Source organism: Streptomyces sp. NPDC096040 (assembly GCF_040303265.1).
Classification (GTDB): Bacteria; Actinomycetota; Actinomycetes; order Streptomycetales; family Streptomycetaceae; genus Streptomyces.
The window spans coordinates 66,428-80,538 of the sequence record NZ_JBEOTA010000003.1 but is presented as its reverse complement, the minus strand read 5'-3'; the positions used below and the strand labels follow the sequence as shown (position 1 = coordinate 80,538).

The window sequence follows — 14,111 nt, the reverse complement described above, 5'->3', positions numbered from 1 at the left end:
GTGTTCCTCCCGTTACTCTGGGTTGTCCGCGAGTGATCTCGCCGCCAGGACGCAGTGGGCGAGCGCCTGCCGGGCGTAGGCAGGGGAAGCTCCCGCCAGCCCGCACGACGGGGTGACCGTCACGGCCTCCGCGAGAAGCCCTGGTTGCAGCCCCAGCCTGCGCCACAGCGTCCTGACACCCATGACGCTACCGGCAGGGTCTGACAATGCCGTGTCCGTGCCCGGCACGACACCGGCGAACAGCCGGGTACCGCCCTCCACGGCCTCGCCGATCGCGTCTTCGTCACGTTCGGTGAGGAGCGAGAAGTCGAAGGAGACGGCGGCGGCCCCGGCACGGCGCAGCAGTGCGAAGGGGACGTCGGGGGCGCAGGAGTGGACGGCCACCGGGCCGCCGGCGTGGACTCCCATGACGTCCCGCAGCGTCGACTCGACGACCTGGCGGTCCACGGCCCGGTGGGTGCGGTAGCCACTGGCCGACCTCACCTGACCGCGCAGCACGGCGGTGAGCGACGGCTCGTCGAGCTGGAGCACGGTGCGGGCGCCGGGGATACGGCGCCGGACCTCCGCCAGATGCAGCCGCAGGCCCTCGCCGAGGGAGGCGGCCAGGTCACGGCAGGCGCCGGGGTCGGAGAGGGCAGCCTCGCCGTTCCTCAGCTCCAGGGCGGCGGCGAGGGTCCAGGGGCCCACCACCTGGACCTTGAGCGGACCCTCGTATCCCTGGGTGAACTCCTCGAGCGCGTCCAGGTCCTCCCCCAGCCAGGAGACGGCCCGGCGGGTGTCCCGGCCCGGCCGGTCGCCGAGCCGCCAGCCGCTGGGCTCCACGCGCGCGTACAGCTCGACGAGCAGGCCCGCGGTACGGCCGATCATGTCGGCGCCGGGGCCGCGCGCGGGCAGTTCGGGGAGGAAGGGGAAGTCCTCGAAGCTGCCGGTCGCGGTCTTGGCGGCCTCTCGGGCGTCGGTGCCGGGGAGGGAGCCGATGCCGGTGGCGGGGCCGAAGGAGGGGGTTGCGTTCACGTGAGGAGCCTAAGCGGGGTGGGCCGACGGGGGTTCTCGGAGTCGCTGAATCACATACCGGGGCGGATCGTCAGGTCGTTGATCTCCGCGTCCCTCGGGAGGTCCAGGGCCGTCAGGATCGTGGTCGCGACCGACTCCGGGTCGATCCACCTCGCCTCGTCGTACTCCTTGCCCTCCTGCTGGTGGACCTTTGCCTGCATCGGGCTCGCCGTGCGGCCGGGGTAGACCGAGGTGACCCGGACACCGTTGCCGTGTTCCTCGTGGCGGAGGGAGTCGGCGAGGGCCTTCAGGCCGTGCTTGGAGGCCGCGTACGCCGACCAGCCCGCGTGGGCGGTGAGGCCGGCGCCCGAGTTCACGAACAGCACATGGCCGCGGGCGGTGCGCAGTTGGGGCAGGAAGTGGCGGGTCAGCTCGGCCGGTGCGACCAGGTTGACGTTCAGTTGGTGGCGCCAGGACTTCGGGGTCAGTTCGCCGATCTCGCCCAGGTCGACCACGCCCGCGATGTGCAGCAGCGAGTCGACCCGGTCCGGGAGCGTCTGGTGCGAGAAGGCCCAGGAGAGCTTGTCCGGGTCCGCCAGGTCGCCCACCAGGGTGCGGGCGCCGGGGAACCCGGCGGCCAGTTCCTTCGCGCGGCCGGCGTCGCGCGCGTGCAGGACGAGGTCGTCCCCGCGCGCGTGGAGACGGCGGGCCACGGCGGCGCCGATGCCGGAACCGGCACCGGTGATCACATGAGTTGCCATGGGGGCCATGCTCGCATCAGCCGGCGCTCCGGGCCGCCTCCAGGTGGGCGAGCGCCGCGGCCGGTTCCTCGGCGAAGAACATCAGCTCGGACAGGGGCCGGGGCAGGAAGCCCTCCTCCTCCATGCGGCGGAACTGCTGCTTGAGGCCGTCGTAGAAACCGGCGGTGTTCAGCAGGACGACCGGCTTGTCGGTGCGGCCGTGCTTCTTCAGCTCCAGGATCTCGGTGGCCTCGTCCAGGGTGCCGGTGCCGCCGACCATGATCACCACGGCGTCGGCCTTCTCCAGCAGGAGCCGCTTGCGCTCCGCGAGGTCGGACGCGATCACCATCTCGTCGGCGCCGGGGCGGGCCTTGTTCGCGAGGAACTCGACGGTGACGCCGATCAGCCTGCCGCCGCCTTCCTCGACTCCGTCCGCGACGACCTTCATGAGACCGGTGTCGGACCCTCCCCACACCAGGGCGTGGCCGCCCTCGCCGATGAGTTTGCCGAAGTCGCGGGCGGGGCGGGTGTAGCGGTCGTCGAGGTCGGCGGCGGAGAGGAAGACGCAGATTCGCATGGGGTCAGGGTAGGCATGGCGGCGGGTGCGGGTGCCGGCGTCGGGAACAAGTGGGCGCCGATGCGCGTCACCTCTACATGGCCTCAGGACACACCATCACCATCGAAGACAGTGACCGGCACGTGCGCGTGACGCACGGCGATCTGGTTCTCGCCGAGAGCGACCGGGCCCTCGTGCTGCACGAGACCGGCTGTCCCCCGCGCTACTACATCCCCGCCGACGACGTGCGGCTCGATCTGCTCACGCCCTCCGAGTCGCACAGCGTCTGCCCCTTCAAGGGGACCGCCTCCTACTGGTCCCTGCCGGACGCTCCGGACCTGGTCTGGGCGTATCCCGAGCCCAAGGCCGACGTCGCCCGGATCAAGGACCACCTCTGCTTCTACGACGTCGAGGTGTCGTGAGCCGTTAGTTCCGCGCCTTGGGGCAGTCTGCTGAGGCATGGACAAGAAGACCATTTCGCGCGACGGGACCCCCGTCGCGTACGAACGCACCGGTGACGGCCCCGCGGTGATCCTGGTGAGCGGGGCGATGTCGGCGGGGGCCACGGTGGCGCCGTTCGCCGTGCCCCTCGCCGACCGCTTCACCGTCGTCCCCTACGACCGCAGGAGCCGGGGCGCAAGCGGTGACACCAAGCCGTACGAGGTCGCCCGCGAGGTCGAGGACCTGGCCGCACTGATCGAGGCGGTGGGCGGCGAGGCGGCGCTGTACGGCCACTCGTCGGGCGGCGCGCTGGTCCTTGAGGCGGCGGCGAGCGGGCTGCCGCTGCGTCAGGTGGCCGTGTACGAGGTGCCGTACGCCGTCTACGAGGGCGGCGCGAAGGAGCGGGCCGAGTACACCGACCACCTCACCGAGGCGCTGGAGCACGGCCGGCGCGGGGACGCGGTCGAGCTGTTCCTGCGGCTGACAGGCCTGGCCGAGGAGATGATCCAGGGTGCCCGCCAGTCCCCCATGTGGCCCGGCATGGAGGCGCTCGCGCCCAGCCTCGCGTACGACAACGCCGTGATGGGCGACGGCCTGGTGCCCCAGGACCGGCTGGCCTCGATCACGGTGCCCGTGCTGTCCCTCGGGGGCGGCGCGAGTCCCGCCTGGATGCGCGAGGCGGCCCGGGCGGTGGCCGAAGCGGCGCCCCGGGGGACGTACCGGACGCTGGAGGGCCAGTCGCACATGGTGGACCCGGAGGCGCTCGGGCCGGCGCTGGCGGAGTTTTTCTCTTAGCGCGCCTCTGCGCGGCCTCGCGCGGGCCGCGGCGGGCTTCAAGGCGGCCGTGGCCGACCGCCACTTCACGCTGATCGTGCTCGACCGGACAACCCGACGGGTGAAAGCACGACCGTCCGCGACGCGCTCGTAGACTCGACCGGCTACCGCCTCATCGAGACCGTCCCCTACGCGACGGCCTGGGGCAGCAGCCGGTTCGGGCAATGGGCACCTTCCTAGTGCCTTGTCGAGGAGACAGCTCCGCGCCACAGTCGCGGCTCCTCCTGGGCGAACTGCCGTTCGCGCACGTCTGCGTCGGGTAGCGCGAGCCGGACGGCCCGGCGGAAAGCCGCTCCGTGGCCGGGGTACTTGAGGTGGCAGAGCTCATGGATCAGGACGAGGTCCACCAGGGCGACCGGCAGCTGTATCACCGCCCAGTGCACCGTGATCGCGCCCTCAGGGGAACAGGCACCCCAGCGACGGCCGAGGTCCCGCACCTCGATGCCTGCCAGATCACGCACTCCGGCCAGTGACGCCAGCGGCTGCAGCCGGGCACCGAGCCAGCGCTCCCCGCGGCTGCTGTACCACTCCACAAGGGGCCCCGCATCAGCGGCGGCCGACCGCGATCGGGGCAGCTCCAGCCATCCCTGTCGCAGTCGTACGTGACTGCTGCCGTCGTCGGGAGTGAGCCTGAGCCGGTACCGGCGGCCCAGGTAGGCGAAGCCCTCGCCGCCGATCAGGTCCCTGACCGGTTCGGCCGCCCGCAGGTCCTGACGGCGGCGGACCTCGGCGGCAAGACGCGGCATCCGGCCGCGCACCGCGTCGGCGATCTCTTTCGGATCCGCGCCCGCGGGAATCGCGAAGAGCACCCGGCCGTCCTCGGCGATCTCGATGCCGAGAGTACGGCGCCGTGGCCGCACGACTACATCCCACCGCCACCCACTGGGCACGGGGAGATCAGCGATGGCCTGTTCGACGACGGTGCTCACCCGCACTTCCTACCATCCGGCATCGACATCACCCTGCCTGGCAGTCATCAGCGGTCACCGATTCAGGTGTCCCCGCCGTCCGCCTCGTCGCGCGGCTGGTATGCGAGGAAGTACTCATACCTCTCCACGGCCAGCTCTGTCAGATGGCTCGCGAGGTCGCCGATGTCGTCCCAGTCCATGTCGAGCCAGATCTCCAGGTGCTCGCAGAGTTCGCTGCGCATGCGGTTACGGGCAGCGACCTGTGTGTGTATCTGCGGACGCCGGACGAGCACCGACATCTCTCTGGTAAGACCGCGGGCCGCCCGGATCAGATCGGTGCCCGGCGGCCAGGGTTCCCGCCCGGCTTCTTCGGCGTGCTGCTGGAGCAGTCCGAGGACTAGTCGTTCGGTCCGGGAGTCGAGAGCGTCGTCGTTCTCCGGCTCCCGCTCCGCCGCGGCCACGTCCCCGACCAGACGCTTCAGGTCGGCGGCGGCCTGCTCGAAGTCGTCCCGCATCCGCGCGATGATCTCTTCGAGACGGACGCTGAACCGCTGGTAACCTGCCCGGTCGCCGCCGATCTTCGCGGTGATGCGCAGCTTCAGCGAGCCCGTCATGTACGAGCACCGCGCCCGGGGGTCGGCATTCGCGTCGACCCGTTCCATGAACTCCGGGTCGGTGAGTTCGACGGGTGGGATCCGCTGCCGGATCCCGGTGGTCTCGATGTGCTGCGAGATGAGCCGGCGCACCTTGGCCCCGTAGCGGCGCGGGCTGAACTGTTCACGGCCGTCGAGGTAGCGGCGTCTGGCCATGTACTGCAGCGTGCCCAACTGGCCTGCGAGACCCCGGTACTTCAGTGCCTCAGGGTCTGGCAGGACCGCGTTGAGCGCGGTCAGGAAGTCGCGGACTCGTTCGTCGAACTCGCCGCGCCGCAGCGGGTCGTCGAGGCGTTCGCCGAGGAAGTCCTCCCACTGCGACTCGTCGCCGGGGTCGGTGACGTTCTGCCCGGCCAGGAAGCGGGTGACCTTCGCCCCGAGGTCTTCCAGGAGGGCCTTGGCGGCGGCGTCGGACCTCAGCAGCAGTCCGTCCCGGTCCGGGCTCCGGCCGTCGGGCTGCGGCCCCTGGTAGTCCGGCTGGAGGTGGTCCACGGAGACGTTCGGGTAGCCCAGCACATGCCGCAGATGCTCCTGGTCGTAGGAGGCGAGCGAGCGCGCCAGTTCGGGGCCGATGCCGACGTAGTCGACGACCTGGCCCCACTTCTTGGCCGGGTAGGGCCGGTTGGTGCGGGCCACGGCCTGCAGCAGTCCCGCGCCGGACAGCTTGCAGTCCAGGTAGAGGACCTGCTCGACGGGTGCGTCGAAGCCGGTGAGCAGCATCGACTGGACCACCAGGAAGGCCATGGTCTCGGGCGGTGCACTGCCCTCAGTATCCGGCGGCGCGGGCGGTCCGCTGTCCGCGGGCAGGTCGAGATCGACGTTCCACACCTGGCCGCCGCTCGCCGGGGTGCCGACGCCGGACGGCTGCAGCCCGTGCGTCCTGACGTTCCATGCCGGGTCGGCCGTGATGTCGCGGGGAGGCAGCCCCTTCTTGAAGCGCTCGATGTGCGCGTCCTGGTGGCTCTTGGTGATCCACGGCCGCCACGACTCCGGATCGCTGCCGCCCTGCCTGGCCGGGGAGACGACGACGGCCGCGTCGAGCGTTCTCAGTACCTCGCGGTCCGGCAGGAGCATGAGGAGCGCCCGCTCCTCGTCGTCGGCTTCGAGCGCGGCCATGGGGTCGGCGATCAGGGCCGGGTCGAGCGCGTCGAGGCGGGCGACGAGGCGGTCGCGGGCGGCGAGCAGCGCTGTGTGGTAGCGGACGGCGGCGAGCCGGGAGACGGTGGCGATCTGTGCCCCGAAGCGGTCGGGCAACGCGGTGCGGGCCCAGTGGTCGAGCATGTGCTCGGCCTTGACCTCGATCACCGACGGGGCTTCCAGAATCTCCTTGCGGCGGCCGAACTTGCGCAGCACCTCGGCCCGCAGCTTCGGATCGGACGGCACCTTCTCGTCGAACCGGGCGTCGAGGGCGGCCTGTTCGATGACTTCGAGCGGTACGGCGTACGCCTCGTAGCGAACGGGCACGACGGACCGGTCGAGTTCGGCGTCGCGCAGGGTGTACGTGTCGGTGTACGGGCCGAAGATCTCCTCGCTGCGTTTGCGGTTGCGGTCGATCACCGGCGTGCCGGTGAAGCCGACGAACGCGGCGCGCGGGAGCATGGCTCGCCAGCGGGCGTGCTGCCACTTGTCCTGGCCCCGGTGGGCCTCGTCGATCAGGACGACGACGTGGTGGTGCGGATTGGCCACCCGGTTCTGTACGTGTCCCTCGTCCTCGGCACCGTCCTCGTCATCGTCGGCGGGGGCGGCGTCGGGCAGTGACTCCTCCCGGCCGTCGTACGCGGTGTCGTCGCGCTGCGCCTTCTGCAGAGTGACGAGGACGACGTCCCCGACGTCCACCTCCAGGTACTTTCTGGCCCGCTTGACACCCGGCGCGCGATGTACCTTCTCCTCGGTGGCGGCGAGGCTGGCACGGATCTGCTTCTCCAGGTCGATGCGGTCGGTGACCACGACCACCTTGTGCGACTTCAGAGCGGGACGGCTGCGCAGGTGCCGGACGAGGAACGCCATGGTCAGGCTCTTACCGGAGCCCTGGGTGTGCCAGACGACACCGCCCCGGTGGCTGACGGCCACGCCGGCCGCCGCCTTCCGGTCCCGCTCCTCCAGCTTTCGCGTGAGCGCCTTCACCGCCTTGAACTGCTGGTGGCGGCCGACCAGTTTGACCGTACGGTGACCGCTGCCGAGCCGGGTGGTGAAGTCCCTTACCAGGTCGAGGAGATGGGCAGGGCGCAGCATCCCGGCGACGAGGATCTCCTGGTCGGTTAGGGCTGCCGACGCGGGCTTGTGTACCTCCTCACGTACGCGGTCCTCACTCACGGGCGCGACCGTGCGCCACGGGGCGAAGTGCCGGGGTTCTGCGGTGACCGTGCCGGTCTCGGCGTGGTCGCGGTCGGTGCCGACCAGGACCTGCGCGAAGCGGACGAACTCGGGTACGGCGGACGGGGAGTTGACGCTGGCGTACCGGAGAACCTGGTCGACGGCGTCGTCCAGGGCGGCCCGCACGTCTCCCTGAGGGCCGGACACCACGGGCGCCTTGCACTCGATCACCACCCAGGGCAGCCCGTTCACGAACAGCACGAGGTCGGGCGTGACGGGAGCGGCGTCCTTCCGCTCAACCCGGAACTGGGAGACGACGAGCAGGTCATTGCCGCCGCCGGGAGTGTCAGGCTGCTCCCCGAACTCGCCGTCCCAGTCGACGAGTCGTACGTGTTCGGGGTCGCCCTTCGTCCAGCCCGGCAGGGTGCGGGCATTGCGGCCCTTGCGCAGGAGATCGGTCACCTCCAGGTTCCCCGCGACGCCGCGTTCCTTCGGGCCCTGCCCCGGCGCGGTGCCCTGGACCAGGGCAAGCAGGTGGTCGAGCTGCGCGTCGCTCAGCCAAGGTTCCCCGTCCGACGGCCTCGGGTTGATCCTGGCCACGGCGGCCTTGAACCGGTCCGCGTACACGACGGTCTCGAAGCTCGCACGGTCCGAGGCCTGCGGCGCGGTGGCCGGCCCGGCGGTGGGGCCGCCCCGGAGATGGGCCCAGCCCATCGCCGTCAGCTGCTCGATCAGCGGCCGCTCGGTCCTTACGTACTCCGGCTGCTCCGCCACGCGCCTGCCCTCCCCGGCCACCGGCCTCGATCCCCGCCCCCCGGTAGGCAGGACAGGTGATCGAAACTCTATCGGCGGCCGGAGAGCGTGGCGCGGGGTGCGCGCGGATCAGGCGGCGAGCACCGGGGAAGGTGGCCGGAAATCACCCCCAAGGGCGACCTCGAACCAGATGGTCTTGCCGCCCGGTCCGCCGTTAGGCCCGTCGACGGAGCCGCAGCCACCCCACCGGTCGGCGAGACTCTCGATGATCGGCAGCCCCCGGCCGCAGGGAGCGGCGGGATCGGGCATCGCCAGGCCCGGCGCGAACGGAGGCAGATCCGGACTCGCGTCCCAGACGCTCACGCGCAGCACGGGGCAGAGCCAGTGCATCCGGACGATGACCGGACCCTTGGTGTGCCGCACCGAGTTGGTGGCGAGCTCGCAGGTCAACAGCTCGGCCCGGTCGACGAGTTCACCGACCCCGTGGGCGTGAAGTACGGCGCGGACGGCGCCCCGGACGACCCGGGGACCGCGCGGATCGCAGGGGAAGTGGATCTCGTACGTCCAGGGCGCGGCGAACGGGATCGGGGCGGGGTGGTCGCCGTAGCTGACGTTGTAACTGACGGGGTGGGTCGATTCGTTGCTCGGATCAGTGCTCTGTTCGTTGCTGCTCACGAGAGTTTACCTCCGTGGTGCGGTACGGGTTCTTTACGGCGCCTGTCGCGAACTACCGGATGGCGTTGGCATTGCCGGGACCCTGCCTTCCGGAGGGCGGGGAGGCCGGTGCGCTTCCGCCGGGCGGCGGGGACTAGGGAGGCGCGATTAACAAGGTACCGCGAGATCACATAACGTTGCTACTCAGCTACACAGAAGAGTTAACCTTTGGATTCTGATAGACCGTGAGTCATCGACTCGGCACACTGTGCGCGAGCACAAGGAGAGGCTTCATGTCACCTCGACAGACCCCGACCATCCTTCAACGCAGGTTCGGCACCGAGCTGCGACGGCTCCGCGAGGCGGCAGGTATGTCCGCGCCAACAGCCGCCGGACTGCTCGGCACTGACCGCACGGTCATCTCGAACGTCGAGGCCGGCCGCTTCGGCATCAGCGAGGAACGCCTGCACCGCCTCGCCAGCATCTACGAATGCGACGACGCCGACCTCGTCGACGCCTTGGCAGACCTGACCGGCAGTCGCAAGACCGGCTGGTGGGAGGAGTACCGGGGCAAGATCCCGCCTGGTTTCCTGGACGTCTCCGCGCTGGAGGATTACGCCGTCGGCTTGCGAACAGTGCAGATCGCGCACCTGCCCGGCCTATTCCATACCGAGGAACACGCCCGCGCCATCTTCGAGTTGTTCTTCCCTCCACTCGCCCGCCTGGAGATCGAGCTGCGCGTGGCACACCGCCTGGCGCGCCAAACCGTGGTGACCGGTGACTCGCCCATCTCCTACTCGGGTGTCATTCACGAAGCGGCCGTGCGCATGCAGCTCGGCGGTCGCGATGTGGCCAGGGCCCAGCTCCAGCACCTGCTGGAGTCCAGCGAACGCCCCAATGTCACGCTGCGCGTGGTTCCTTTCGAAGCAGGCGGCTTCCCCCTGCTCGGGGACTCCTCCGTGCTGTACGCCGAAGCGCCCAATCCCCATCTGGACACGGTCCATATGGACTCCCCCGCAGAGCCTGTGTTCATCGACTCACCAACCCAACTGGCGAACTTCCGAACGCGACTGGACATAGCGGAGAAGGTGGCGTTGACTCCCACCAAGTCCAGGGACTTCGTCCGCAAGATCGCAAGAGAGCTGTAAGGGGTGTCGCACGTTGCCCGGCCCGCAGTGGTTGAAGTCTTCATACTCCGACTCCGGTGGCAACAACTGCGTCGAGGTCGCCCCGGTGCGGGCAGGAGTTGCTGTGCGGGACAGCAAGCGCCCGGCGAGCGTGTTCGTCACGGGCCGGGCGTCATTCGGTGCGCTGATAGAAAGCCTCAGGTCCGGTTCACTCGGGACCGACCGCTGAGCAGGTCTTCGATCACGCCCTGCTGGATCGTGCGGAGCTTGGCGATCTGCTGTTGCAGCACGGCGGCCCGCTCCCGAGCCGCATGTACCGGGCCGAGTAGACGCCGTTGCTCCTCCACCGGCGGTACCGGAACCGGCATCTGCTTCACCTGGGTCGAATTGATCGACGCAAGGTTGGTCGTCTGCTTACCCACACGCTGGAAGTAGGCGCGGCCCTCGGGCGACGCGGTATACAGCGCGAGGAAGTCCGGCAACATCTGCTCGCCACAACGAACCCGGAACACGTGGTTCTGGTGCAGACACTCGTCAATACGGCCGTCCCAGACGGCGCCTCGGCCCAGCTTGTCGAGATCGCCACCCTCGGTAAGTAGCAGGTCACCCTTCCTGAGGGCGTAGCGCTCATACTGCGTCTTCACGATACGGACCGTCTTGACGTCAGTGGTGTCGATTCGCCCATCGAGCACGTTCGCAACGCGAAGGTAGGGCAACTCGACGGTTCCGTCGCCCACTGGTTCCGAGCCGAGCGTGACACCGGCCGCAACGGTGGCGACCGAGTCGAGACACAGACCAGCTGCACCGACTTGGCGCAACGCATCGGCCGCAAGGGCAGATTCAGCGATCTGCACCTTGTCCAGCACACGCTCCAACGCGGCGATTCGTTGCCCCACTGCCGAGTTGATGCCGACAACCCCTTCCTGTTCCTGAATCGACAGCATAGGGAATGGAACATCCCCGAGCAGCCGCGAATTGATGGTGTACAACCCGGAGCTCGTTGCGCACCTACTTAGCCAATATTTCCGTACGTACTGCGAGTTGAGCCACATCTGGGCAAATTCTGGTACTGCCCCATCAAAACGAAGGCGAAACAGGTGGTTCTGGTAGAGCAACCCCGCGTGCTCCGGAGGAACAATCGCACATCGCCCAATCTGGTGCGGATTCGCATGCCCTTCGACGAGGAGCACGTCTCTGGGGCGCACTTCATACCTTGGGCGGTCCTGAGGCTGTTCTTCCAGCTTGGCGAGATCGCCAACATCGATGCTTCCCTGTCGCACATTGGCAACTCTGAGATAGCCTGTCGGCCGCCTGGCTGGGACTCGGCTCGGTCCCAAGGTGATCCCGGATGCAATCGCCGCAACTCTCGAAAGAGGCACAGCAACGCCGCTCAGCCTCGGTGGCAGCAAGTCCCGCTCAGACATATTCGAGCCCTCCCAACTCGATAGTCATCCTGCGAGACGTGGACTCCGCCCGCTTCTCCAGGTCCGTCAGCGACACCTCGTACTTCTCGACCCAGCGTCGGAAAGAAGCGACGATCTCGCGGCGGCCCGCCGCCAACGCCACGTTCAGGCGGTCGGACAGGTCGCGGCGGAGGACCGCTAGGACGACGCTCTCCGGGCCGCCCTCCTCGGCCTTCTTCAGGTCCGCGGCCGCCTTCAGGTCTGGCAGGAAACGGTCGTCGAGCGCCTTGCGCTTCTTGCGCGCCGCCGTCAGGGCCTTCTTGGCTGCCGCCAACGCCTTTTCGAGGGCGGCGAGTTGCTCCGGGGAGACGGGCTCCGCCGGTTCACCGGAGTCGGACTCGTCGTCCGTGTCCGTACCCGCATCCACCACCGCCGACCTCGCCTCAGCCGCCGTCTTCGCGGCAGCCTCCGCCTCCGCGACCGCCACGTCCGCCGCCTTGACCGCCTCCAGAAACTCCGGGATCAACTCCCGTACCACCGGTTGGTCAAGGGCCCGGCGCCGCTCCGCCGGAGAGACCGACGAGCGCTTCGCGTCGTCCGCGCCACCACCCGGGACCGCCGGGTCGACGATCGCCTCGACGGAGTCGACCCAGCCCTCCAGGACCCGCTCGAAGCCGCCGGCCGCGAGGGCCTTCATGTCGTAGCGGTTCTCCGTCCACCACGCGGCGATGATGCCGACGGTCGTGAACTCGTCGAGGACCCCGGCCCCGCCGACCGCGGCCGTGAACCCGTCAAGAAGCCCGCCGCGCAGATCCATGAGCTTCCGGTCCGCCGCGAGCTGCGCGAAGAGACCGGAGCTCTTCGACCACCACTCGTCGTACGTCTCGCGCAGCTCCGCCTCCCGCGCGTACGTCAGTCGCGGAATACGGGCGGCCGTCGCCTCCGTGCCCTCCGGTAGGAAGTCGTAGTAGGCACCTGAGCCTGTATCCGTATCCGTGTCTCCGTCCCGGCGTGCGAACAGCGAACCGGCGTCGACTCCGTACGCCTTGAACAGCTTCTCCTTGGCGGCGACTTCGGCGACCGGCACGCCCCCGTACAGATGCGCCCGTACATCCTGCGGCTCCGCGGGCGGTGAATTGTCGACCCAGCGGCGGATGTTGAAGTTCGCCTCGGGAACGCCCTTCGCGTCGGGGGCGAGGAGTTCGTCGCGGTGTACCTCGCGCGAGTAGCCGTCGATGAGACGCCATTCGCGGAAGACCGTCACGATCTTCTCGATGTGTTCGGGGCCGAGTTCGTTCTGGTTGCGGCCGGGCGTGAAGTCCCGGTCGGCGTTGATGAAGAGGACCTTGTTCAGCCGCTTCGGATCACGCTTTCCGTGCGGGGGCCGCAGGATCAGGATGCAGGCCGGGACGCCCGCGCCGTAGAACAGGTTCGGGCCGAGGCCGATGACGGCCTCGACGCAGTCCGCGCGGAGCATCCCGATGCGGATGTCGCGTTCCTTGCCGCCCCGGAAGAGCACCCCGTACGGCATGACGACGGCCGCTCGTCCGCCGTCCTCCTCGAGGACCGACACCATGTGCTGGACGAACATCAGGTCGGCCTTCTTGCCGCTCCCAGGCGTCCAGCCCCAGTGCATCCGCTTGCCGTGGTCCTCGTCGGCCTTTGCGACGGCGTCCTCGTCGTACGGGAGCGAGAACGGAGGGTTGGACAAGATCGCCGAGAACTTGCGCAGCCGCCCGTTCTCGTCGAGGTGGAGTGGCTCGGCGAGCGTGTCGCCGTGCTGGAGGTCGAAGGTGTGGATGCCGTGCAGGACCATGTTCATGCTGGCCATGGACCAGGACGGGCCGTTCTTGTCCTGTCCGTTGACCGACAGTTCCTCCGGGTCACCGCCGTGTTCCTCGACGTGCTCGCGGGCCGCGATCAGCATGCCGCCGGAGCCCGCGCACGGGTCGTACACCGACTCCCCGGGCTGCGGGTCGACCAGGCGCACCATCATCCGCACCACCGAACGCGGCGTGTAGAACTCGCCGCCGCGCTGGCCGGCCGAGTCCGCGAACCGGCCGAGAAGGTACTCGTAGGCCGCACCCAGCATGTCGGGGAACTCGAAGTCCTCGTTGCGCAGCCGGTAGAGGCTGAAGTGCCGGACCAGTGAACGGAGTTCGGGATCGGTGAAGCGCGGCTTGGTGCCGACCACCTCGTTGAAGCTGATGTGCGAGGCGATGCCCGCGAGCAGGTCATTGCCCTCCTGCAGCGCCACCAAAGCCTCGTCCAGGCCCTGGCCGACCTTCTCGGTCAAGGCCATGATGCCGGGCGCCGGGCTCTGCGGCGTCTCCGGGTCGTGGTGCGGTCCACGCCACCAGCGCGCTCGCGGCGGCACATAGAAGACGCGCGGATAGGCGCCCGGATTGTTCGCCTTGGCCAACGCCTTCGCCTCGTCACCAACGGTCTGCGCGAGCCGTTCCTCATACACCCGCTTCCACTCCGGCTCGAACTCGTCCGAGGCCCGCTTCAGGAAGAGCATCCCGAAGATGAAGTCGCGGTACTCGGAAGCATCCATCCGGCCGCGCAGGATATCGGCGGCCGAGAAGAGATGGCGTTCGAGCTCGGGCAGGGTGATTCTGGCCACGCGCGGATCCTTCGTACGGAAATGGAGGTGCTACGGAAGATTAGACGGCCCGCGGGTGAAGGAGGTAACCCGTCCGGAACCGGACATTCGGAGCGGTACGACCAGGGATC

12 protein-coding genes are annotated in these 14,111 nt (G+C 69.1%); 4 read left to right on the top strand and 8 right to left on the bottom strand.

Going from position 1 to position 14,111, the window contains the following annotated elements; all coding sequences use genetic code 11:
• Positions 1–12 precede the first annotated feature (12 nt).
• The 3 genes from ABTY98_RS04015 to ABTY98_RS04005 are packed head-to-tail and all read right to left on the bottom strand — an operon-like array spanning position 13 to position 2,310.
• Positions 13–1,014, bottom strand: coding sequence for a methionine synthase (locus ABTY98_RS04015; protein WP_352219297.1), 1,002 nt, complete (start codon positions 1,012–1,014; stop codon positions 13–15).
• Between the two features lie 50 nt (positions 1,015–1,064).
• A complete protein-coding gene (locus ABTY98_RS04010) occupies positions 1,065–1,763 on the bottom strand; it encodes an SDR family oxidoreductase (RefSeq protein ID WP_352219296.1) in 699 nt (232 codons plus the stop codon).
• 7 nt (positions 1,764–1,770) lie between these two features.
• A complete protein-coding gene (locus ABTY98_RS04005) occupies positions 1,771–2,310 on the bottom strand; it encodes an LOG family protein (RefSeq protein ID WP_352219295.1) in 540 nt (179 codons plus the stop codon).
• A gap of 77 nt (positions 2,311–2,387) precedes the next feature.
• Between ABTY98_RS04005 and ABTY98_RS04000 the strand changes: the two genes are divergently transcribed.
• Both ABTY98_RS04000 and ABTY98_RS03995 read left to right on the top strand, forming a co-directional pair.
• Positions 2,388–2,711 carry a DUF427 domain-containing protein gene (locus tag ABTY98_RS04000; protein WP_352219294.1) on the top strand — a complete coding sequence of 108 codons (324 nt, stop codon included), beginning with the start codon at positions 2,388–2,390 and terminating at the stop codon, positions 2,709–2,711.
• Between the two features lie 37 nt (positions 2,712–2,748).
• Positions 2,749–3,525, top strand: a complete 777-nt coding sequence (locus tag ABTY98_RS03995) for an alpha/beta fold hydrolase (RefSeq protein ID WP_352219293.1) — start codon at positions 2,749–2,751, stop codon at positions 3,523–3,525.
• A gap of 215 nt (positions 3,526–3,740) precedes the next feature.
• Here ABTY98_RS03995 and ABTY98_RS03990 read toward each other — a convergent pair whose 3' ends face one another.
• From ABTY98_RS03990 to ABTY98_RS03980, 3 genes are all read right to left on the bottom strand, one after another.
• Positions 3,741–4,493, bottom strand: a complete 753-nt coding sequence (locus tag ABTY98_RS03990; RefSeq protein WP_352219292.1) for a M48 family metallopeptidase — start codon at positions 4,491–4,493, stop codon at positions 3,741–3,743.
• 62 nt (positions 4,494–4,555) lie between these two features.
• On the bottom strand, positions 4,556–8,212 hold the full coding sequence (locus ABTY98_RS03985; protein ID WP_352219291.1) for a type I restriction endonuclease subunit R: 3,657 nt from the start codon (positions 8,210–8,212) through the stop codon (positions 4,556–4,558).
• A gap of 108 nt (positions 8,213–8,320) precedes the next feature.
• Positions 8,321–8,866 (bottom strand): ATP-binding protein, encoded by a 546-nt coding sequence (locus ABTY98_RS03980; protein ID WP_352219290.1) that lies wholly within the window; start codon positions 8,864–8,866, stop codon positions 8,321–8,323.
• Positions 8,867–9,138: 272 nt separating this feature from the next.
• Between ABTY98_RS03980 and ABTY98_RS03975 the strand changes: the two genes are divergently transcribed.
• Positions 9,139–9,993, top strand: coding sequence for a helix-turn-helix domain-containing protein (locus ABTY98_RS03975; RefSeq protein WP_352219289.1), 855 nt, complete (start codon positions 9,139–9,141; stop codon positions 9,991–9,993).
• Positions 9,994–10,078: 85 nt separating this feature from the next.
• Positions 10,079–10,201: a DUF397 domain-containing protein gene (locus ABTY98_RS03970; protein ID WP_352219558.1), complete on the top strand. Its 123-nt coding sequence runs from the start codon at positions 10,079–10,081 to the stop codon at positions 10,199–10,201.
• Here ABTY98_RS03970 and ABTY98_RS03965 read toward each other — a convergent pair.
• A complete protein-coding gene (locus ABTY98_RS03965) occupies positions 10,170–11,252 on the bottom strand; it encodes a restriction endonuclease subunit S (RefSeq protein ID WP_352219288.1) in 1,083 nt (360 codons plus the stop codon). The genes ABTY98_RS03970 and ABTY98_RS03965 overlap by 32 nt on opposite strands.
• A 136-nt stretch (positions 11,253–11,388) precedes the next feature.
• Positions 11,389–14,001 (bottom strand): type I restriction-modification system subunit M, encoded by a 2,613-nt coding sequence (locus ABTY98_RS03960; protein ID WP_352219287.1) that lies wholly within the window; start codon positions 13,999–14,001, stop codon positions 11,389–11,391.
• Positions 14,002–14,111: the final 110 nt, after the last annotated feature.

Coding starts and splice junctions, on each gene's coding strand:
- ABTY98_RS04000 (WP_352219294.1), top strand. CDS start 2,388: ATGGCCTCAGGACACACCATCACCATCGAAGACAGTGACCGGCACGTG.
- ABTY98_RS03975 (WP_352219289.1), top strand. CDS start 9,139: ATGTCACCTCGACAGACCCCGACCATCCTTCAACGCAGGTTCGGCACC.
- ABTY98_RS04005 (WP_352219295.1), bottom strand. CDS start 2,310: ATGCGAATCTGCGTCTTCCTCTCCGCCGCCGACCTCGACGACCGCTAC.
- ABTY98_RS03995 (WP_352219293.1), top strand. CDS start 2,749: ATGGACAAGAAGACCATTTCGCGCGACGGGACCCCCGTCGCGTACGAA.
- ABTY98_RS04010 (WP_352219296.1), bottom strand. CDS start 1,763: ATGGCCCCCATGGCAACTCATGTGATCACCGGTGCCGGTTCCGGCATC.